Source organism: Paenibacillus rhizoplanae (genome assembly GCF_042684125.1).
GTDB classification, from domain to species: Bacteria; Bacillota; Bacilli; order Paenibacillales; family Paenibacillaceae; genus Paenibacillus_AQ; species Paenibacillus_AQ rhizoplanae.
In genome coordinates, this window is sequence record NZ_JBHUKY010000102.1 from 1 (window position 1) to 21574 (window position 21574).

The 21574-nt window shown below is 53.5% G+C and carries 16 protein-coding genes; 2 read left to right on the forward strand and 14 right to left on the reverse strand.

Translation table 11 applies throughout. From position 1 onward, the window contains the following. On the forward strand, nt 1-137 hold a 137-nt coding region (locus ACFSX3_RS31385), incomplete at its 5' end, for a helix-turn-helix domain-containing protein (protein WP_379313745.1). Nucleotides 138-216: 79 nt separating this feature from the next. On the opposite strand, the gene ACFSX3_RS31390 is transcribed toward ACFSX3_RS31385, so the two are convergent. From ACFSX3_RS31390 to nrdR, 3 genes are all read right to left on the reverse strand, one after another. Further along, nucleotides 217-684, reverse strand: a complete 468-nt coding sequence (locus ACFSX3_RS31390; RefSeq protein ID WP_379256924.1) for a hypothetical protein — start codon at nt 682-684, stop codon at nt 217-219. Between the two features lie 214 nt (nt 685-898). Beyond that, the gene (locus tag ACFSX3_RS31395; protein WP_209993382.1) at nt 899-1942 is read right to left on the reverse strand and encodes a tyrosine-type recombinase/integrase; all 1044 of its coding nucleotides are present in this window, start codon (nt 1940-1942) and stop codon (nt 899-901) included. A gap of 444 nt (nt 1943-2386) precedes the next feature. Next, a complete protein-coding gene (gene nrdR, locus ACFSX3_RS31400) occupies nt 2387-2860 on the reverse strand; it encodes a transcriptional regulator NrdR (protein ID WP_209993383.1) in 474 nt (157 codons plus the stop codon). A 165-nt stretch (nt 2861-3025) separates the two neighbouring features. Between nrdR and ACFSX3_RS31405 the strand changes: the two genes are divergently transcribed. Continuing rightward, nucleotides 3026-3244, forward strand: coding sequence for an alpha/beta-type small acid-soluble spore protein (locus ACFSX3_RS31405; RefSeq protein WP_036695868.1), 219 nt, complete (start codon nt 3026-3028; stop codon nt 3242-3244). Between the two features lie 101 nt (nt 3245-3345). On the opposite strand, the gene ACFSX3_RS31410 is transcribed toward ACFSX3_RS31405, so the two are convergent. The 11 genes from ACFSX3_RS31410 to ACFSX3_RS31460 form a co-directional block, all read right to left on the reverse strand. Further along, nucleotides 3346-3909, reverse strand: a complete 564-nt coding sequence (locus ACFSX3_RS31410; RefSeq protein ID WP_209993477.1) for a lytic transglycosylase domain-containing protein — start codon at nt 3907-3909, stop codon at nt 3346-3348. Further along, nucleotides 3909-4505 (reverse strand): dephospho-CoA kinase, encoded by a 597-nt coding sequence (gene coaE / locus ACFSX3_RS31415; RefSeq protein ID WP_209993384.1) that lies wholly within the window; start codon nt 4503-4505, stop codon nt 3909-3911. The genes ACFSX3_RS31410 and coaE overlap by 1 nt, the downstream gene beginning before the upstream one ends. Before the next feature lie 9 nt (nt 4506-4514). Next, a complete protein-coding gene (locus tag ACFSX3_RS31420) occupies nt 4515-5246 on the reverse strand; it encodes a manganese efflux pump (RefSeq protein ID WP_209993385.1) in 732 nt (243 codons plus the stop codon). 199 nt (nt 5247-5445) lie between these two features. Then, on the reverse strand, nt 5446-6288 hold the full coding sequence (gene mutM / locus ACFSX3_RS31425; protein ID WP_209993478.1) for a DNA-formamidopyrimidine glycosylase: 843 nt from the start codon (nt 6286-6288) through the stop codon (nt 5446-5448). Nucleotides 6289-6339: 51 nt separating this feature from the next. After that, complete coding sequence (gene polA, locus ACFSX3_RS31430) at nt 6340-9012, reverse strand: DNA polymerase I (protein WP_209993386.1); 2673 nt, start codon at nt 9010-9012, stop codon at nt 6340-6342. 248 nt (nt 9013-9260) lie between these two features. Beyond that, on the reverse strand, nt 9261-9920 hold the full coding sequence (gene phoU / locus ACFSX3_RS31435) for a phosphate signaling complex protein PhoU (protein WP_036725564.1): 660 nt from the start codon (nt 9918-9920) through the stop codon (nt 9261-9263). Nucleotides 9921-9999: 79 nt separating this feature from the next. Further along, complete coding sequence (gene pstB, locus ACFSX3_RS31440; protein WP_339223724.1) at nt 10000-10755, reverse strand: phosphate ABC transporter ATP-binding protein PstB; 756 nt, start codon at nt 10753-10755, stop codon at nt 10000-10002. 160 nt (nt 10756-10915) lie between these two features. Next, nucleotides 10916-11644, reverse strand: coding sequence for a response regulator transcription factor (locus tag ACFSX3_RS31445; protein WP_076082862.1), 729 nt, complete (start codon nt 11642-11644; stop codon nt 10916-10918). Between the two features lie 130 nt (nt 11645-11774). Further along, nucleotides 11775-13568: a two-component system histidine kinase PnpS gene (gene pnpS, locus ACFSX3_RS31450; RefSeq protein WP_209993387.1), complete on the reverse strand. Its 1794-nt coding sequence runs from the start codon at nt 13566-13568 to the stop codon at nt 11775-11777. An 884-nt stretch (nt 13569-14452) separates the two neighbouring features. Further along, the gene (locus ACFSX3_RS31455) at nt 14453-18295 is read right to left on the reverse strand and encodes a carbohydrate binding domain-containing protein (protein ID WP_209993388.1); all 3843 of its coding nucleotides are present in this window, start codon (nt 18293-18295) and stop codon (nt 14453-14455) included. 86 nt (nt 18296-18381) lie between these two features. Further along, a complete protein-coding gene (locus ACFSX3_RS31460; RefSeq protein ID WP_209993389.1) occupies nt 18382-21393 on the reverse strand; it encodes a carbohydrate binding domain-containing protein in 3012 nt (1003 codons plus the stop codon). Between the last annotated feature and the right edge of the window lie 181 nt (nt 21394-21574).

The following is a 21574-nucleotide window of genomic DNA, read 5'->3' on the forward strand; positions in this document are numbered from 1 at the left end:
CTGCCACTATTGCTAAAATGTCTAATGGCGAGTTTGTTGCGCTCAGTGTGATTGCGCGAATCTGTGAGGACTTGGAATGTAAGATCGAGGAAGTTGTCGAGTTTATAGAAGATACGAATACAGGCCGCGCCGAATAAGGTAGCGGTCTTTTTACCGTAGAATCACCGTCAAATTAGCGCCTTACGCCCGTACCCTTACGCTAACCCTCCGACGGACCTAGCGCGGCTGATTCACGGGCGTACGCAGGCAGAACGTGCGGTATATGTAACCTCCGCAGCAGCTCTCGCACTTAGTCCGCGCTGCATACTCGATTAGCTCAAAGATGCGCATGTCGATCGCGGGCTTAGCGGGAATCTCCGGTTCCTCTTCGTCCGGATCAGCGTCGTCCTGCGCTTCCAGCCGCTTACTCTCCGCTCGCGCCAGCGTATTGCTTGCGGTCTGCGGCGAGGACACTCCGATTGCGAGCGCGATCTCTTTTAGCGTGTGGCCTTCGTCACGTAGGCGCAGCGCTGTTTCTTCGCGTTCGGTTAGCGTTTCGGCGGACGCAGCGTTCGCGGGGCGGAACTTTCCATCCGCTGATTCTACGTTTCCAACTGGTTCATTCGGTACAGTTGGAATTTCCTCCGTTTCTTTCATCCAGCGTATTACTGTCGCATGACCCACGCCCAGCCACGCGCCAATCAACCGGTAACTCTTGCCTGCCCGACGCAAGTTTACGCAGCAAATTAGCGCCTTTCTACCGTTACCCTTCCGTTAATACTCCGGAGAGCCTATGCGCGCTAATTCAACGGTAAATCAACGGACAGGTAAAGCGCTGCCCTTAAGCGCCTAATATAACGACGAAAAGCGCCAGCCTAACGGACTCTCTCCGCTAAGACTGGCGCTATTTATTTGCGTGCTAACGTTTTGTTTTGCGTGGCCTCTCCGCTTTACTTATGACGGCGTGGATTGGCGAAAACTCATCGTGATTCTGTTTAACGTTCTTGTTCGAAAGGTGGGTATAGTGAGTCGTCATCCGGCTGTCAGCGTGGCCAAGGATCACCTGCAGATGGTGCTGCGCGCCTCCTTCTTCGAGGAACAACGTAGCTCCTGAGTGGCGAAGTAAATGAGGATAGACTCGCTTTTCTATGCCAGCTCTATCCGCGTATTTCTTGAGCTGATGGCGGAAATGGTTCGGAACTAGCCGGTCACCGTAGTTATTGAGGAAAATATACTCGCTGTCAAATTCCGTAGTCTCGCGTATCAGCTCCTGCAACAACTTAACGGTCCGCTTCGTGATCGGAACAACGCGGGCCTTGCGTGACTTCGTAACCTCTCTGCGTAGAGAAGCGTAACAGGCGGTTAAATCAACGTCGGTCTTTTTCAGAGATAGCGCTTCGTCAACGCGAAACATTCCGTCAACCAAAAGGTTAAGTACCACGTAATCCCTAAACTCGTTATATTTCCGCTGATTCGGCGCATGTATAAGGCGGCTCAACTCGTCCGCATTAAGAACGCCGATATCCCGCCCAATGTCCTGCACATTCTTTAAGTAGACGAATGGGTCCGCGTCAATAACTCCCTCATCCTTTAGAAACTTAAACATTGTCTTCATATTCTTAACGCGTGTATTAATCGACTTTGGCAGTAACCCAACGGTCCGCACCGAATCTGGAACGTTACATTTATCGCTAAATTTCGTCTTTTCATCGCGCAGCCATATTATGTACTCGCGGCCGGTCTCTACGGTAACATTACGGATATCACGAATGATACCGCGCAGGTCCAAGAACTCACAAAAGTATCCGTAATTCTGTTCGTACGTCTTAAGGGTATTCTCCGCGCGTCCTTCCGACTTCTTCGCTTGGTAATAGTAATCATAAAGGTAATCGAGTGAATAGCGCAGTTTATCCGCAGACCGCTCGCTCTTAACAGTCCGTCCTTTACGTTTATCCTCGCTCAAACTAAAAAACACCTCCCGTATTTTTACGGAAAGATGCCGATTGAATAACGTATATCATCGTTTTATCGTAGCGCATATCTGTGTGCTGTCACCGTCAGTCAACGTAACAGTCACCGTAACAAACAACGGGGTTACCTGCGTAATTTACAAAGCGCGCTGCCAGCGATGCGCTCTCCCAGCTGAGCTATGGCCCCATATTTTTATAATTTTACCAATTTAGAATTACATTATGTATTCTAAAATCTGATCTGACCGATAAGTTCAAGCCGCTTATTCATCAATGTGTTTCGTAGGCGACTTCTATATAATACAGAAATTCATTGTTAGTGTCAACACTTTTTCGAAATTATTTTTGAGGACAGACGCCCCACCCGGGAACTGGCCCTTAACCCCAGAGCCAGCCCCACTACACCAATCGAACCCTTCACTCCTAAGCGGCGAAGCTTACAGCCCGTCCAGCTCCTCAGTCTTCGAGAGCAGTCCCTTCAATTCCTTCATGAACATGTTAATGTCCTTGAACTGGCGGTACACGGACGCGAAGCGGACGTAAGCTACCTCGTCGACAGGATAGAGCTGCTCCATGACCAGCTCGCCGATCTGGCGGCTCTCGATCTCGGCGAGGGCGATGCCGCGCAGGCTTTTCTCCACCTCGGATACAATGACCTCCAGACGCTCTACAGGAACGGGACGTTTCTCGCAGGCGCGGATCAGACCGCGGAGGATTTTGTCGCGGCTGAACTCTTCACGGCTGCCGTCTTTTTTGATCACAATCAGGGGGGTCTCTTCAATCATCTCGAAGGTGGTGAACCGGCGGCTGCACAGCTCGCATTCCCGCCTGCGGCGGATGGACTTATTCTCATTGGCCGGGCGCGAGTCCAGGACCTTGGTATTGGTGTGGTCACAGTAAGGGCATTTCATAAGCTACTTCACTTCCTCATCATTAGAATGGTCAGGCCCGGTCCTTTGATACACCAGGGTTATGCGGGCTTAAATTAATTTCCAGAAAACACCGTTTATTTGTTGTTATGAATCTGACATGTCCGGCACATAATACAGTTACCAACCGATAGGAGGTGAACAGCAATGAGCCAAAATAACAACTCCAATAACCTGGTAGCTCCAAACTCACGCGGTGCCTTGGAACAACTGAAATATGAAGTTGCCCAGGAACTAGGTATCACCCTCTCCCCAGATGGATACCAAGGCAATAAAACTTCTTACGAAAACGGTTCGATCGGTGGTTACATCACTAAACGTCTTGTAACCCTGGCTGAACAGCAACTGGCAGGTCAGTACAAATAATAACCTGTTAAGCGCGACATAAGCTTGCCTAAGAAGTATCGAACGGCCTCCGGCCGTTTGATGCTTCTTTTTACATAACAGCAGCAAAAGTAACAAGCACCCTAGAACTCACTGTAGAGCTCGGTGTATTGATCATAATAATAAATCACACGCTGCACGTAGTGACGGGTCTCACCGAACGGAATGTCCTTCACAGAGGCTTCTGTTCCGTCCCACTGCCCTTCATCCAGCCAGCTTTGCACTTTGCCGGGTCCGGCATTGTAGGCAGCTATGACCGCTATACGGTTGCCATCGAACTGCTTGGACAGCGTAGACAAATACCAGGTACCCAATTCAATATTGGAGGAGGGCTCTTCCTTCAGCCGCTCCAGAGACACCTCGGGGAGCTTGGCCTTTTCGAGCGCCCACTTGGCGGTATCCGGCATCAGCTGCATGAGTCCCAGTGCGCCTTTTTTGGATTCGCGGCCGGTCTTATAATTGGTCTCCACACGGATGATGGATGCCACCAGGAACGGGTCCATCTCATACGTCTGGCTGTGCTGGCGGATCTCTTCTTTATAATATATGGGATAAAACCATGACATCCAGTTGGAGCCGAGAAACAGGATCGCTGTGAAGCCGATGAACAGCAGCAGCAGGACTCTTTTTTTGCGCAGCCACTTCATCATATCAGGCCCAGCCTGTCCCACAGCCGGGCAACCTGAAGCTCGGCAGACTCAGGATCACCGCTATTGTCGATCACATAATTAGCTTTCCTGCGTTTCAGTTCAATATCCATCTGGGACCGCAGCCGGTCCTCAGCCTGTTCCAGCTTCATTCCGCTGCGCTCCATGAGGCGGGCTAACTGCACCCTCCTCGGAACATAGACTACAATAATCTGATCGAACATGGAGTCCAGCTCTGATTCGTAGAGCAGCGGAATGTCCACAATGACCAGCCGCTGCGGATTCTCCTGCTCAAGCGCATACATCCTGGCCTTGATCTCCCTGCGGATGGCCGGATGGGTCAGGTTATTCAAAGTCTGGAGCGCCTCCGGGTCCCGGAAGACGATCTCCCCCAGCCCCGCCCGGTCCAGCGAGCCGTCAGGCAGCAGGATACGGTCTCCAAAAGCCTCCACCGCTGCCGCCAGCACCGGGTGTCCGGGGAGCATCACCTCTCGGGCGATGACATCGGCATCCACCAGTGCAGCTCCCTTGCGGACAAACAGTGCAGACACGGTGCTTTTTCCCGAAGCTATGCCTCCGGTTAAGCCTATAATCATGTACTCACCTCATAATAACTTCATTATACCCATTACAATTAATAATATCGCGGGCAGCGCAGCGGCATGCTTCATCCAGTAGCTGCCGGATAATCTCAGTCCTGTCTTCATCCCCAGCAGCAGAAAGGTTCCGCTGAATACAGCGATCATCAGCGAGGTGGACCACGGGCTGAATCCGAGCAGTGCCGCACCAAGGCCGGCCCCGAAGGCATCCAGCGACAACGCTATGCCCAGGATCATGGCTTCCATAGAAGAAATACTCCCCGAGGCATCCATATCAGCAGAAGACGGTGTGCGGAGAATCTGAATAACCACGCCTAGATGGCGAAGCTCCAGCGAGAATACGGCCGGCTTCAGCGGTTCCAGCTCTGCCTCCGCGCTTTGTACGGCAGCTGCCGTCTCCAGCCTGGCTTCCCGCCCGGAATATTCGTCTGCGGTCCCTGGGGCAGTCACTTCCTGCTCCTTCTCTTTCTGCGTCAGCATCTGGAACAGGGACCAGCAGCCCATTAAGACGAGAATAACCGCTCCGACACTGGAAGCGGCATGCGGCGAGACCACCTTGGCCAGCAGCACGCCGACCTGCATAGAACCATAAATGACCACTCCAGAACAGAGCGAGATAATCACAATCGAGAGCAAAGGAATTTTCATTTTACGCAGTCCATATGTAATGCCAACACCAAATCCATCCAGACTAAGAGCAAACGCAAGCAGCAATAGTGACAACAATGGGCTCAGCACCCGCAATCCCTCCCGTGAAGAACCGGAGCCGGTGGATTAAGCCATCCTGGCCGGAGCTCCGTTTCGCCATAATCAGCAATCTTCACACATTATATGGGCGGGACGGGCAGTGAGTGCCTATCTTTTGATGTAACTGGCTTATTCAGGTGTAACTGGCCCGGAAACGGGCTGTAAACGCAGCGCTGACACTATAAGAAAATTACAGAATCAGTACAGGTACCGGCTGGCAGGTGGGACAATAATGCGTTCCCCGTCCGCCGACCACACTCTTCTCAATCAGCGTGCCGCAGGTGGCACACGGCTGATCCTTGCGTCCGTAGATCTTGTGCTGATCCTGGTAGCTCCCGCTCTCCCCCTGGCCGTTGACATACGACTTCACAGAGGAGCCTCCGGCATTCACCGCTTCCGTCAGTGTTGCGACAATAGCAAGGTGCAATCTGGCCAGCTGATCCTCCGTGAGGGACTTCGCGGTCTCCTCCGGGTGGATGCCTGCGCGGTGCAGGGACTCATCTACATAAATATTGCCGATCCCTACTATATATTCCTGATTGAGCAGCAGCGGCTTGATCTTGGTGCTCCGCTTCGTGACAATCTCCTTGAACCGTTCCAGTGTGAAATCCGCATCCAGCGGCTCCTGCCCCAGCTTATTCAGCGGTTTCAGCAGCAGATCTTCCCCAGGCCCGAACAGATGCATCGTTCCGAACTGGCGCACATCCGTATAACGCAGCTCCGTCCCATCTGTGAAATGGAAAATAACATGCGTATGCTTGTCCAGCACCTCGTCCTTACGGTACATCCCGTAACGGCCCTCCATCCGCAGATGGGAGACCATCACCAGCCCGTCAAATACGAAACGCAGAAACTTGCCTCTGCGTTCAACGGTAACCACACTATGGCCTGCCAGCATATGGGCAAAGGCCTGAATATCATCCGGGCGCTGAATAATCCGCGGCAGCCGGACGGTGACATGCTCTATCTGCTTGCCTGTAATTAACTCATTAAGTGTTCTTCTGACTGTTTCGACTTCCGGCAATTCCGGCATCATGGCTCACCTCCACTCCATTATACCGGATATCTGCCATGTGCGGGGAGCCTATTTCGCTTCGTACCAGTTGCTCCCAAAACTTACCTCTGCCTTCAGCGGAACAGACAGCTCCAGCGCTCCGGCCATCACCTCTGGCAGCAGCTGCTTCATCTGCTCCAGCTCCTCCTCCGGCACCTCAAACACCAACTCATCGTGTACCTGGAGCAGCATCCGGCTCTTCAGGCCGCGCTCATGCAGCGCCTTATCCATATGAACCATGGCCAGCTTGATAATATCCGCAGCGGTTCCCTGAATCGGCGTATTCATCGCCGTACGTTCTGCGAAGGACCGCAGATTGAAGTTCTTCGCATTGATCTCCGGCAGATAACGGCGGCGTTCCAGCAGCGTAGTCACATATCCCTGCTTCCGGGCCTCGACCACAATATCATCCATGTAACGGCGCACACCCTGGAACACCTCGAAATACTGCTCAATGAACCGGGCCGCTTCCTTACGCGGAATGTTCAGGTTCTGCGACAGGCCGTAATCGCTGATGCCGTATACAATGCCGAAGTTAACCGCTTTGGCCGAGCGGCGCATATTACTGTCCACACTCTCCGCAGGGACGCCGAATACATCCATCGCGGTCTTGGTATGAATATCCATATCCTCGACAAAAGCTTCCTTCATCCGCGCATCGCCCGAGATATGCGCCAGCACACGCAGCTCGATCTGCGAGTAATCCGCCGCCAGAATCGACCAGCCCGGCTCAGAGGGCACGAATACCTTACGGATCTTACGGCCCTCTTCGAGCCGGATCGGAATGTTCTGCAGGTTCGGGAACTGGCTGCTCAGCCGGCCCGTAGCCGCAATCGTCTGCCGGTAGAAGGTGTGTACCTTGCCGGTCTCCGGTGAGATTTCCTTCATCAGGCCTTCCACATACGTGGATTGCAGCTTGGCAATGGAACGGTATTGCAGAATCAGGCGCACGGCGTCATGATAAGGCGCAAGCTTTTCCAGCACCTCTGCATCCGTTGAATATCCGGTCTTCGTCTTCTTCACGACTGGCAGACCGAGCTTCACGAACAGAACCTCGCCTAGTTGCTTCGGAGAATTAAGATTGAATTCGGTTCCGCAAGCGGAGTAAATCTCAGTGACCAGCCGGGAGATTTGGGCTTCGAATTCCTTGCCGAGCTGGATAAGATCGTCCTTGTTAACAGCAATGCCCTGTTTCTCCATATCGGCAAGAATCCGCGACAACGGCATCTCCAGGTCCTGGAACAGACCGGTCATATCCGTCTTGTCCAGCTCCACCTGCTGCTTCTGCACAATGCCAAGCACGGTTGCACTCTTGCGGGCGACATGCTCACCGAGAATCTTAAGCTCAGGAATTCTATATTTGGCCCCTTTGCCGAAGACATCTTCATCCGGCGATAAGCGGGGCAGGCCGTATTTCGTGGTCAGGTCATTCAGGTTCTGGCTCGCTTCGGTCGGGTCCAGCAGGTATGCGGCAAGCTGAACATCATTAGCGGCTCCGGCAAGAGCAATCCCCTGCCAATGCAGCGCCAGATCGGCACGGTGCAGATCATACCCGCTCTTCGGTGCCTGATCGTCGCCAAGCCAGTTCCGCAGCGGTTCCGCTGCCTTACTCTTCAGCAGGGCAAAAGGCACGAAATAATGCTGCTCCGGCGAAGACAGCCCGAGGCCGATCACTTCGGCACGGTGCGGGTTCTCCCCGTTAGATTCCACATGTAGAGCAGAAATGCCCGGCAGTGCCTGAACCAGCTTCTCTATTCCGGCTTCGTCAACGATTGTAATCGTAAGCTCTGCCGCTTCCACCGCTGCGGGGCCGGACAGACTGCCGTCCGCCGCATGCGAATAGGCGCTCAGCGACAGGCGTTCCAGCAGAGACTTGAACTCCAGCTTCGCCAGGGCAGGACCCGCCGTATCGGCAACAATTCCGCTGAACACCATATCCTCCCAGGTATGTTCAAGCGGAACCTCGCGGTAGATCGTCGCCAATTTTTTGCTCATGATGGCGCTGTCCGCGTGCTCTTCCAGCTTCTCTTTCATTTTCCCCTTCAGTTCACCGGTTCCGGCCAGTACGCCCTCCACCGATCCGAACTGCTGGAGCAGCTTAAGCGCTGTCTTCTCCCCGACTCCCGGCACCCCGGGAATATTGTCGCTGGCATCGCCCATCAGCCCCTTCAGATCAATGATCTGATCAGGGGTGAGATCATATTTGTCACGGATCTGCTTAGGTCCGTAGAGCTCCACTTCCGTAACTCCCTTGCGCACCATCGCTATGGTCGTATGCTCGGAAGCCAGCTGCAGCATATCCTTATCCCCGGACACAATCATTACCTGACGGCCGGCGGCATCCGCTTCCCTGGAGATGGTACCGATAATATCGTCAGCTTCGTAGCCTGCAATCTCGAATTGCGGAACCCCCAGCCCCTTCAGCAGCTCCTTGAGCAGCGGGAACTGCTCGGACAGCTCCGGCGGGGTCTTCTGGCGCCCGCCCTTATAATCTTCATAGCCTTCATGCCGGAAGGTAATCTTCCCCGCGTCGAAGGCCACAATCATATGTGTCGGTTTATGCTCCTCCAGCAGACGCAGCAGCATCGTCGTGAAACCGTATACCGCATTCGTCTGCTGTCCCGCTGTATTGGTCAGCGGCGGCATGGCGAAGAACGCCCGGTAAATGATATTATTTCCATCAATGAGTATCAGCTTGTCCACACTAGCACCTCGCCTTTTTCTTGCATTCTCCTTACATAGTACCATATGCTCCGCCCAAAACAGAACCTGAGACAAGAAGATCCATCCCTGTCCCGGCCCTTTGCCGCTGCTGATGGTATGGAATACAGATTTGCTAGGCGATGCTCACTTTAGAACAAAAAAAGGCAAGCCCCGGAGAGGAGGCTTGCTGCCTGACGTTCAAGGCACAGAGCTCTGCTAAGCTGTGTCTGTGCGCCGACATTATGCAATTATTGGTTCAAATCCGGACGTTTACCTGTAACCAGATACACTACACTTTCGCCAATATTCGTGGCATGATCGGCAATCCGCTCAATGTAACGGCCAACTAGTGTGAGCAGCATCGCCTGATTCACTGTTTCAGGCTTCTGAACCATATAAGTGTACAGTTCGTTAATCATCGCGCTGTACAGGCCATCAACCTGATCGTCATCCTGCGCCATTTTGTAGGCAAGGTCCGTGTTCTCGTCGAGATAAGACTGAATGGCCTCCGTGGTCATGATCGTGACAAGCTCAGCCATGCGCGGAATATCCACAAGCGGCTTGATCAGCTGCTGTCCCTGGATGCGCATCGTCACCTTGGCTACATCCAGTGCCAGATCGCCCATACGCTCCAGATCGCTGGAGATTTTGAAGGCTACAATAATGCGGCGCAGATCCTTCGCCACCGGCTGCTGGGTGATGATCAGCCGCGAGCCGATCTCCATAATCCGGTCTTCCATAGCGTTCAGCCGCAGGTCGGCTTTGACAATCTCCTGTGCCCGTACCGTATCAAGGGTCTGCAGGGCCAGTATCGCCCCATCCAGGGCATCCGTTACATGCTCGCCCATCTGCTGCAGCAGGGTGCGCAGTTCTTCCAGATCTTTATCGAATTCTTTTCTGCGAATCATATCGAAAGTGCTCCTCCTCAAAAACATATGGTCATATCGGGTGAACGGAGTGAACCTGAGACTTACGAGTCAGCCATCCTTAGCCGAAGCGGCCGGAGATATAATCTTCTGTGCGGGAATCTCTCGGATTCGAGAACAACAGCTCCGTGTCCGCAGCCTCCACAATGACGCCGTTCAGGAAAAATACAGTGCGTCCCGATACCCGGGCGGCCTGATGCATATTATGCGTGACCATTACAATCGTATACTTATCCCGCAGCTCCTGGACCAGCTCCTCAATCTTGAGTGTGGATACCGGGTCGAGCGCTGACGTCGCCTCATCCATCAGCAGAATATCCGGCTGTACGGCAAGGGCTCTGGCAATACAAAGACGCTGCTGCTGGCCTCCGGACAGACTTAAGGCAGACTTCTTGAGGAAATCCTTCACTTCCTCCCAGAGCGCGGACTGGCGCAGGCTTTGCTCTACAAGGACATCCAGCTCGGCCTTGCTCTTCACACCGTGCAGACGCGGGCCATAAGCCACATTATCATAGATCGACTTGGGAAAAGGATTGGGCTGCTGGAACACCATCCCCACCTGCTTGCGCAGACTCTCCACTTCGATCTCGTCGCTGTAGATATTTTTGCCGCCGATATTTACTTTACCTTCAATACGTGTTCCGGGAATCATGTCGTTCATACGGTTAAGGGTACGCAGCAGTGTGGATTTCCCGCAGCCGGAGGGTCCGATAAAAGCGGTCACCTGCTTCTCCGGAATCTGCAAATCCACATTCTTCAGGGCATGGAATGACTCATAGTAGAGATCTAGCTTCTCTATGTCAATGATGGATTTCATTAGTTTCTGTTGTCTCCTTCTCATCATCTTCGTTCCCCATGATAAGCTTTCAGTGTAAATAGAGCTCCAGAGAATTGTTAACGCAGTGTAAAAATCCTTGTACAGTTAGACAATGCCGGAGGAGAAGATGCTTATCTTGTGAGAAAAGAACACCGTCATGTTAAATGACCGGTGTTCTCTTCTTGTTGACGACCAGTTTGTAGCCCACGCCACGGATGGAATCGATATGCACCGATTCAGGGTCAAGCTCCAGCTTCTTGCGCAGGGAGCTGACATGCACATCTACGGTACGCTGGCCTCCGATATAGTCGAAGCCCCAGACCGCATTCATGAGATCATCCCGCGTCAGAACGACGCCCGGCTTCCGGGCCAGATACAGCAGCACTTCAAATTCCTTCGGCCGCAGATTGATGCTCTGTCCGCCCAGCGAGACTTCATAACGCTCGGGATAGATCTCCAGCTGTCCGAGAATAATCGTCGATGCAGATACCGCTGTCTCGGGCGGAGCTTCTTCGGCAATGCCGGAGATCCGCCGCAGTACTGCGCTGACCCGGGCCAGCAGCTCGGATACGCCGAAGGGCTTCGTAATATAGTCATCCGCACCGGACTTCAGCCCGCGGACGACATCCTCTTCCGCATTCTTGGCCGTCAGCACTATAACCGGTGTGCGGATGCCTTGTCCACGCAATTTATCCAGAATGTCAATGCCGTTCATGCCGGGCAGCATCAGATCCAGTACGATCAAGTCAAAAGGTTCTCTAGTCGCACGGTCATATCCTGCCGTTCCATGATCCTCCACCGTCACCTCGTAGCCTTCCTGTGTCAGGTTATAAGACAGCAGCCGGGCCAGTGTCGGTTCGTCTTCAATGACAAGCAATCGTTGTGCCATAGGTTCCCCCGTCTTTTCATAGGTTATTAATTTTACAAAACTGCACACATGCACATCATAGCACCACAATGTTAACTTGGTGTAAAATTATAAATTTATTCTCTATTAGGGTCCGCTATGATCCCCAGGGTTATTGATTCTCTTCCTGCAGCAGCGGCAATTCCAGGATAAATGAGCTGCCAATGCCCAGATCGCTCTCTACGTTAATAGACCCGCGATGCAGCTCGACGAGATGCTTCACGATGGATAGACCGAGGCCGGTTCCGCCGGAGCTTCTGGAGCGGGCTTTGTCCACCCGGTAAAAGCGTTCAAAGATCCGGGGCAGATCCTTACGCGGAATCCCCATCCCCGTATCGCTGACTGTAAAGCGCACGCTCTCGGTGCCATCCTTCTTCTGGATACTCACCACCGTCACTCTGACATTGCCCCCGTCCTGGGTGTAGTTGATCGCATTGGAGAGCAGATTCATGAAGATCTGGCGCAGCTTGTCTTCATCTCCCTCAATAAATAGCTCCGCAGGCACATCCGAGCTGAGCGTAATCTTCTTCTTCTCCGCTACCTTGCTGAGCGTTTCCAGCACGGAGTCGAAGAACTCGATCAGATGAATCGGGGAGCATTCCAGCTGAACGCGTTTGGATTCGATTTTGGACAGCTCCAGGATGTCACCGATCAGGCGGTTCAGCCGTTCGTTCTCATCGTAAATAATCTGCAGGAACGAACGCGCTGTCTTCTCATCCGTAACCCCACCGCCGAGGAGGGTCTCGGCGAAGCCTTTTACCGCAGCGACAGGGGTCTTCAGCTCGTGGGAGACATTGGCGACGAATTCGCTGCGCATCTTCTCAAGCCGGCGGATCTCTGTAACCTCCTGAAGCAGGAACAGCATGCCCCGGGAGCAGCCGTCCTGGATCATCGGCACCCCGTCCAGACGCACAATCCGCTCCACCGGATTATAGATGCTGCGCTCCTCGTGAACAGGTACACCTGCGGATACTCCATCATCGATCAGCCGGGTAAGCTCATAGTGATGCTTGATCTCCTTATAGGAATGCCCGGTCATCTCGCTGTTCTTCACATCGAGCAGCCGTTCGGCGGCCCGGTTGAGCAGGGCAATCTCTCCTTCAGCGTTAATCATCACAATGCCGCCGGTCATATTGTCGAGGACGCTCTGCAGCAGGTCCTCATTGTCGCGGATGGTCTTCAGCTGAGCCTGGAGACTGTCCGCCATCGCGTTGATTGCTGTAGCCAGCTGGCCGATCTCATCCTTGCGCTTCATGGGCACCCGGGCATCGTAATCGAGATCGGTAATCCGCCGTGCCACTCTGGTGATCTGCTCCAGCGGTGAGGTCATACTGGAAGCCACCTTGTAGCTCACCAAGGTTGCGGCAATGAACAGCAGCACCAGCCCCCCTGCCATGATCATCCACGCCCGGTTCAGTCCTTCAGTTACGGTATCCAGCCCCATCGACAGCCGGATATACCCGTCAAAGCCCTGAGCCGAGGACACGGAACCCGCCACATACATCATTTCACGGTCTAATGTATCACTGTAACGGATCGCCCGGCCAATCCCCTCCTTCGCGGCCAGCAGCTCCTCCTCGCGGGTAGAGTGGTTGTCCATCTCGCGCGGATTCTTCTCCGAGTCGCCGATAACCCGGCCTTGCTTCGTAATGAAGGTGACGCGTGATCCGGTCAAGCTGGAGATCTTCTCTGCCTGTTCTGTATAGTAGTTCAGGGCATCCGGACTGCTGGTATCCATGAATGAAAAGGTGCCGGAGAGCAGCTTTATTTCCCGGGACATGTTCTCTTCCAGCACGGAAATATGCGAATCCTTGAACAGCTGAGCCATGGTGATCCCGGCCCCGGTCATTGATATTCCTATCAGTGCCATAAGTATGATTGTAAGTCGAATGCGGAATGGTTTCATCAGCAGTAGTCCTCTTCCTTATCATTATGTCCTTGAGAACACTCTACCTTCATTTTCGTCAAAATACCAGTTCCGGCGGCGATTATCAACGGAGTGTAAAATGTGCGGAGAGCGGGGGGCGGGGCTGGAATATACTGAGGGGCGAGGATGGAGCGATATCTGAGATCCAAGAGCCTGGGCCGAGGATGGAGCGCTGTGGGATCTTTAATGGACGCTCCGCAAACGGACTGTTGTTCCGATCGCTGTTGTCTCCAGATTTTATTTATTCCCCTAAACGGTAAAAATCCGGAGACAAAGGCGAACGCTGCCGCTTCTCCACAATCAGTCCGTCCGCTGCGCTGTTTAAGAGGGGGGAGTTACGGCAAACCCTAAACCCTTAAACCCAGTCCATATAATGAATTAAAAAAGAAATCGCCCTTTATTAAAGGGCAGTATCATGCCTCTTAAATAAAGAGCAATTCTGTATACACTTATAACCAATGACTCTTTGGTCTCCCACTAACTTTCAGCGTATCATCTACTGGTTTATTCGCTATTCGCGGGAGAGAGCCGGTTACTTCTAAAATCCTGCTCAAAATGCAACATTCGCCTCATTAGATCAGCCCAAAACCAAAAGTGTTGCAGAAAAAGCAGCATTTCACTATCTCCAGGCGGGTCTGCGGAACAATTCCTGCAATTCATGCAACAATTCTCCCGCACATCCAGTCATCTAGGAATCGAAGCTGCAACAAATGCAACATTTATGGCCGGCCGAAGACGTACTTGAGATCCTTCAGTCTGCCAGCATCAATCCATCCGTCGGGGAGTTCTAGAAATCATCTTCCGCTAACTCCCCAGCAGTTGACCGGTACTACTCAGACTTAATTGCGCCACTATACTGAACGTTACTGATCCTTCCAGCGCTGCACGCTTATTGTCACTGTTTGCGCTCCGCCTGCCGGCGTAAGCGTCCGGTTGGCAATTTCTGCGCCGCTGGATGTAGTCTCTACTGTGCCCCAGCTTCCGCGCGTCAGCTTATACGTCACGGCACTGCCTGCCGGAAGATTCAAGGTGACGGAATAGATGCCATCGCTGCCGCGTGTCAGCAGGTACGCCGGATCTGCCGCATTCCAGCTGTTGAATGATCCCGTCAGATAGACCGGGGCATTCGACGGAGTGGACCCCGGAACGCTGACCCGGAAGGTCACGCTGTCTGCCTGAGGTTCACCTGTGGTTAAGCTCCCCCCTGCCAGACTCGAGCTGCCAGTACCAAAATGATAATTGTTACCGCCATTGCTATCCCAGGTGCCGCTGCCGTTATTGAAAGCTGCGGTCAGACCTGTAGCGCTGCCCAGCGGAATGGTAATAGACTTGTACCCGCTGAAGTCCGAGGCCTGCATCTGCACACCCGGTGAAGTCGTCCAGACCGTTGCCCCATCCAGCTTGTAATGGATATAGGAGTTGCTGAACGCCGTATTCTTGTAATAGATTGTCGCAGTGTTGCCCGCCGGAGTGGCGGTTGGCACAGGTGTTGCCGTTGGCGCTACCATTGGTGTGGCGGTTGGTGCTACAGTTGGTGCTACGGTCGATGTTGCGGTCGGCGCTACGGTTGGTGCCACCGTGGGTGTCGCGCTAGGTGCAATTGTCGGCGTTGGGCTCGGCTTCACCGTGGGCGTTGGTATCACCGTCGCCGTTGGCGTTTCACTCGGCTTAGCCGTTGGTGTCGCTGTTGGAGCTACGGTTGGCGTAGCTGTCGGCGTTACCGGGCCGCCTGCCTGGATATTGCCTGTAGGCGTATAGGTCCAGGTGCCGATGCCGAACAGGTAATTGCTGCCGCCGTTGCTGTCCCAAGTCCCGCTGCCGTTATTGAAGCAGGCTTCGAGCTGGGTAGCTGCGCCGATGTTGATGGTGATTTTGTTATAGCCTGCCACTTCCGATGCCGGAATCACTACGCCTGGTGCAGTCGTCCATGTCCCCCCTGCCGGGCGGTAATGGATGTAAGGAGTGGAATAACCCTGCTTATAATAGATCGTAACATTATTGCCTGCCGGGGTAGTGGCAGCTGCTGCGGCACTGAAGCCGGAGAGGTTGCCGGACGCATCATAGGCTTTAATTCTGTATTCGTATGCAGTACTGGCTGACAAGCCGCTGTCTGTATATGAGGTAGAGGCAGTTGTTCCAATTTTGACACCATTGCGGTAGACCTCATAGCCTGTAACACGGATATTATCTGTAGCGGCATTCCAGGTCAGCCCGATAGAAGAAGCATTAACCACTGTGGCCTGAAAATTGCCTGGAACAGCCGGAGCTTCAGTATCCGGGACAGCGGGCACATCGGTGATGAACGGATGCGTTCCTTCAATAGTACCTTGGATGCTCTCCTTATATTTTCCGTTCTCCAGCGTATATTTGCCGGCACCGACGTAGACCTGCTGAATATCGCTTTTGGTGACGTTACCTTTGGCATCCTTTGCTTCAATATAGTAGTCCAATAGCTGATCGCGGTAATCGGAGATGTAGGAGAAATACAGGTTCCCGATATCCGTGGCCGGAACCTTCTGCATGATCGTCTTGCTGCTTGGCTGCCAGTCTACACCGTTAATATCCGCGCTCAGGTCACGGACATTCATCGGGTATTCCGTCCACGCACCGACTTTGACGGGATCAATGCCGGGTACACCAGCTGCAGCCAAAGCTGCGGGATCATATACTTTGAAGGTGTTATCCGCTGCATCTGCCGTCTTATCGCGGTGTGCCCGGACCTTAACCTTGATCTCACTGATCCCGCTCGTATCGAACGCATACGTATAAATGGCAAAAGCATTATTGTAATGCTGAAGAGTCCAGCCTTCTGCCTTGCTGACATTGGCACTGCCCGGATTGTACGGGTAGCGCTGCGGCCACCAGACGGAGGGGCCGGTTTTATCTTTGGCCAGCTTCTGTGATACATAGGGCTTGGAGAAATAGAGCGATTGATTGAAGGACAACGCCGGCTTCACACTGTCATCCACATTCTCATCATAATAGCCGAATCCCGAGTCCATCGCAGGAAGCAGGAAATACCAGGCCAGCTCAGCGGGATTGGCACCTCCTGCGTAATCATTCGCGGCGTTCCCCTTCACAGGATAGGAGAGCATCCACGGATTCAACTGATTGCCCTCGTAGGTCACCTCCCGGTCCATCGGATTCCCTGGCTTCCAATAATTCGGATGCTCATCCAGCCAGATCTGCTCAGCCGTCTTGGCATAATTCAGGGAAGCCTGGAGCAGGGCAAAGTTCCGCTCAAGATAATGATAGCCCTTCTCGAAGGAGACGGTCATACCTTCCTGGACACCCGCCAGATTCTTCTTCGGAGCGTACGCGGTTCCATTCACCTGATTGAAGGCCGCGAACTGTCCCTTCCAGATTCCGAACGGCAGATGCCAGTGGTACCAGGTCGGATCAGAGGACGAATCCCGGGTATCGATCCAGGAGCCGTCCTGTACATGAACCACATCGCTAGCTGCTGGTGTATTGCTGCGCAGATACTCATCAATCCCCATTCCGGTCACACCGCTGCTTGCATAGGTGACATTCCCGGCATTACGCCAAGTCTCCTCGGAACCTGCCCGGCCCGAAGAATTATCCCCGTCATGGGCCACGACAAAAATCTGCTTCTGCGCGACCAGATTCTCATACGGCTTAAGCACATCTGCTTTTACCTGGCCCAGGTATCCTTCCTCCCAGGACTGCGCCTGGGCGACTGGTACGCCGACCACCCTGGATTCAGCCCCGGTTGCCGGATCGACATAACGGACCCAATGGGCCGTGGAGGCAAAAGGATATTTGTTATAGACCACCTGCTGCTCATTGAACATCGGTTCACTTACCCAGTCCCCGGCTGTACTGACATTCTGCAGATCACTGCGGTTGGGTGGTGAGACCATCGTATCTGTGCCTGGACTGTCCAGCAGCGGATAATCCTTAAGTGTGCGGGAGAAGTGGTTATTGCCGATCACGGACCACTGGATGCCGAGCTTGTTCAGCACCGGGATGATCCGCTCCGAGAACCCCAGCTCTGTCGGGAAAAACCCCTTCGATGACTTATAGCTGCTGCCAAGGAAATACGGCTGGGCCATTGATGCTCCATGATAGATCATATCCTTGAGCAAATAATCGTTGCCGACCAGCGGTCCCATCGAATGATGCCCGGAGAAATGAATCAGGTCGAGCATGTTGTCGCCGCCCGTGGTTTTGAGCTGGGTTACGGCGTTCTTCCAGGGAGTTCCCCAGGCAGGATTATTGTATCCGCTTACATTACCTTGTTGAATAATACTGTTCACATTGTTCACTACAGACCCCGACATGGTAACATGCATTTGCGCCTGGGGATGATTACTGTTCAGCGCATTCGCCACACTCCAGGGCCAGGTTAAATACGCACCGGTCTTGGCGTGATGCGAATAATAGGAGACCAGATCATCATGGGGCATTGGAAATCCATTCGGCAGATAATAGGGATATCCCGAGGGCGGATTCTGCTTCAGCTGGATAACTTCTCCATCGTAGGTATAGCGGATCGGGCTGCCTACAGGTGTGGAATTGTAAGTGTTCAGGTCATAGTAGGCCCAGAAATTCGGCATATGATTATGGTAGACATGCGTAGCGGCAATATCTGCCGAGACAGGAGACAATACTGCCGGAATGCTCAGAAGCCCGCCCAGGAGCATGGCTGTAATTTTGCGCAGGGAGGTAGATTTCTTGGTCATTGGTCAACTCCTTCTCATCAGGTTCATTCTTCTTCGTCAAAAAAAACGGGGGCGCCGGACATTCATCCTGCGCCCCCTCTAGCTGCTTACTGATCCTTCCAGCGCTGCACGCTTATTGTCACTGTCTGCGCTCCGCCTGCCGGCGTAAGCGTCCGGTTGGCAATTTCTGCGCCGCTGGATGTAGTCTCTACCGTGCCCCAGCTTCCGCGCGTCAGCTTATACGTCACGGCGCTGCCTGCCGGAAGACTCAAGGTGACGGAATAGATGTCATCGCTGCCGCGTGTCAGCAGGTAGGCTGGATCTGCCGCATTCCAGCTGTTGAATGATCCCGTCAGATAGACCGGGGCATTCGGCGGAGTGGACCCCGGAACGCTGACCCGGAAGGTCACGCTGTCTGCCTGAGGTTCACCTGTGGTTAAGCTCCCCCCTGCCAGACTGGAGCTGCCGGTACCAAAATGATAATTGTTACCGCCATTGCTATCCCAGGTGCCGCTCCCGTTATTGAAAGCTGCGGTCAGACCTGTAGCGCTGCCCAGCGGAATGGTAATGGACTTGTAGCCAGTGAAGTCCGAGGCCTGCATCTGCACGCCCGGTGAAGTCGTCCAGACCGTTGCCCCATCCAGCTTGTAATGGATATAGGCGTTGCTGAACGCCGTATTCTTGTAATAGATTGTCGCAGTGTTGCCCGCCGGAGTGGCGGTTGGCACAGGTGTTGCCGTAGGCGCTACCGTTGGTGTTACTGTTGGTGTTGCGGTGGGTGCTACAGTCGGTGTTGCAGTCGGTGCTAGGGTTGGTACCACCGTAGGCGCCACGGTTGGTGTCGCTGTTGGTGCTACGGTTGGCGTAGCAGTCGGCGATGCCGTTGGCGTTACCGGGCCGCCTGCCTGGATATTGCCTGTAGGCGTGTAGGTCCAGGTGCCGGTGCCGAACAGATAATTGCTGCCGCCATTGCTATCCCAGGTGCCGCTGCTGTTATTGAAGCAGGCTTCGAGCTGGGTGGCTGCGCCGATGTTGATGGTGATTTTGTTATAGCCTGCCACTTCAGCGGCTGGAATCGCTACACCCGGCGAGACTGTCCAGGTACCCCCAACCGGGCGGTAATGAATGTACGGATTGGTGTAACCCTGCTTGTAGTATATCGTTACACTGTTCCCGGCTGGTGTGACGATCAGTGCCGCTGCGCTAAGTGCCGACAGATTGGCGGCGGCGTCATACGCTTTTACCGTATAAGAATAATTAGTGCTGCCGGATAATCCGCTATCGGTATACGATGTAGTCGCAGAGGTTCCGATCTTGACTCCATTGCGGTAAATCTCATACCCTGTAACTCCGACATTATCCGTGGAGGCCGACCAGGACACTAGCGCACTGGAGGCATTCTGGACCGTAGCCGTTACATTCTCCGGAACAGTCGGAGCCTTCGTATCAACGATGGACTGAGTCTTGGAGTAGATCTTGGCCGAATTGGCGCCCAGGGTAACTGTAATTTGCTTACCGGTGGCACCGCCCGCCTGCACAGTCACAGTATCGGAGGGGTTCAACTGGTTCACCAGAACCGTACCTGCGGTAAGCGTGCTTTCGGCGCGCAGCGGCAGCGTCACCGTCTGTGATCCGCCGGATGCATTACTGAATGCGGAGATGACCTCCTGGCCGACATTCGTGCCCGTATCAATCCGCCGGGAGAAGGCGTATAGATTCTGTGCGGACCACATTTCGCGCTGGGTGCCGGTGCGGAGGGCCGGGTTGTTTTTGCGGATCTCGTTCAGCTTGGCTACATGCTTGAAGGTACTGGCATTCTCATTGAAATAATTCTCCAGCACATTGCCGTTTGCATCCCGCTTCACCATCGACCAGCGGTTCCATGTATCGGCGATCCCGCCCGTCATGATCTGCCCGTTGCCGTTGCCCTTATTCTGCTCTGTTCCCTGGAAGACCACAGGCGTTCCGCGTACGGTGAAAATAAAGGACAAAGCATTCTGCAGCTTCTCAACACTGCCCCCGGCCTCGGTCAGGAAGCGGTTGCGGTCATGATTGTCGATGAAGGTAACCATATGGTTGGCATTGCCGCCGTAGTAGGAGTCTTGAGCCAGGGTGCCTTTAATATTCGCGTCAAAAGACTGCCCGTACGCGAAGCTGTTCAGCACAGAGAAGAACAGCGGGAAGTCCAGCATCCCCCACTCCTTATTGGTACCGACCCAGCGGGAGACGAATTCGGCATTGCCGTCAAAGTTCTCCCCGAAGGTATTCACGCCCAGCAGGTTCTGAAGTTCACCGATATCTGTCGGCTTGATCAGCTTGGCCGCATCGACACGGGCACCGTCTGCCCCCGTATAGTCGAACCAGCCTTTAATGGAGCTGAAGATGGCCTGCTTGGCGGCAGGAACATCGAAGTCGATATCATCCAGACCACCCAGATCATGATTCTCCAGATAATCCTGGGCCCACTGATCGTACCGTCCATCGGCAAGTGACCAGTTAATATCCCCGTTATGGTGATACCAGGCCGGATTATTGAACGGAGCAGCCGGCTGCAGGGACGGGATATCATAATAGGCCTGAGTGCCGAGCATGTAATCACCGATGTGGTTGGGAACGACATCAATGATCACCTTAATTCCGAGCGCATGCGCGGAGTCTACGAGCTCTTTCAGCTTTTCTTTGGTGCCGAAGTAAGGGTTGGCCTTGTTCGGATCTTTGACATTGTAGCCGTGGTAGGCAGTGTTCTTGCCTGTACCGTTGTTCTCACGGTTAGTCATCTGGGGCTCGGCTACCGGTGAGATCCAGATCGCGGTATAGCCCATATTGTGAATATACGGGAGCTTGTCAATGACCCCCTGCCAGTCGCCGCCCTTCATGTAACGGAAATCCTCCTCAGAGTTCTCCCCGTAGCGGATGGCTGCTCCTGTGGCATTATTGGAAGTGTTTCCGTCATGGAAACGGTCAACCATAATCTGATAAATCGTGTCATTCTCGGTTACTGTTCCAATGCTGGCTGCTTCAGCCCTGGCCGGGGGCAGAACGAACATGCTCATCGCGATCGACAGTATCATAGATGTGATTAGTACGGGAACAAGTAGGCGTGTACGTTTACTTTTCATTCCTCATCTCCCTCTCATAAAAACGGATGCAACACACTTTCAGCAATGAATAAGCTGCCGTCAATAACTCCAATCTTTCTAATGCAAGGGAAACCGGTTTCCCCACTAAAAATTAACATGTCCCTGTATGCGCTGTCAAGACATATAATTTATAACTTCCACAAGCCCCATCCTATATGGG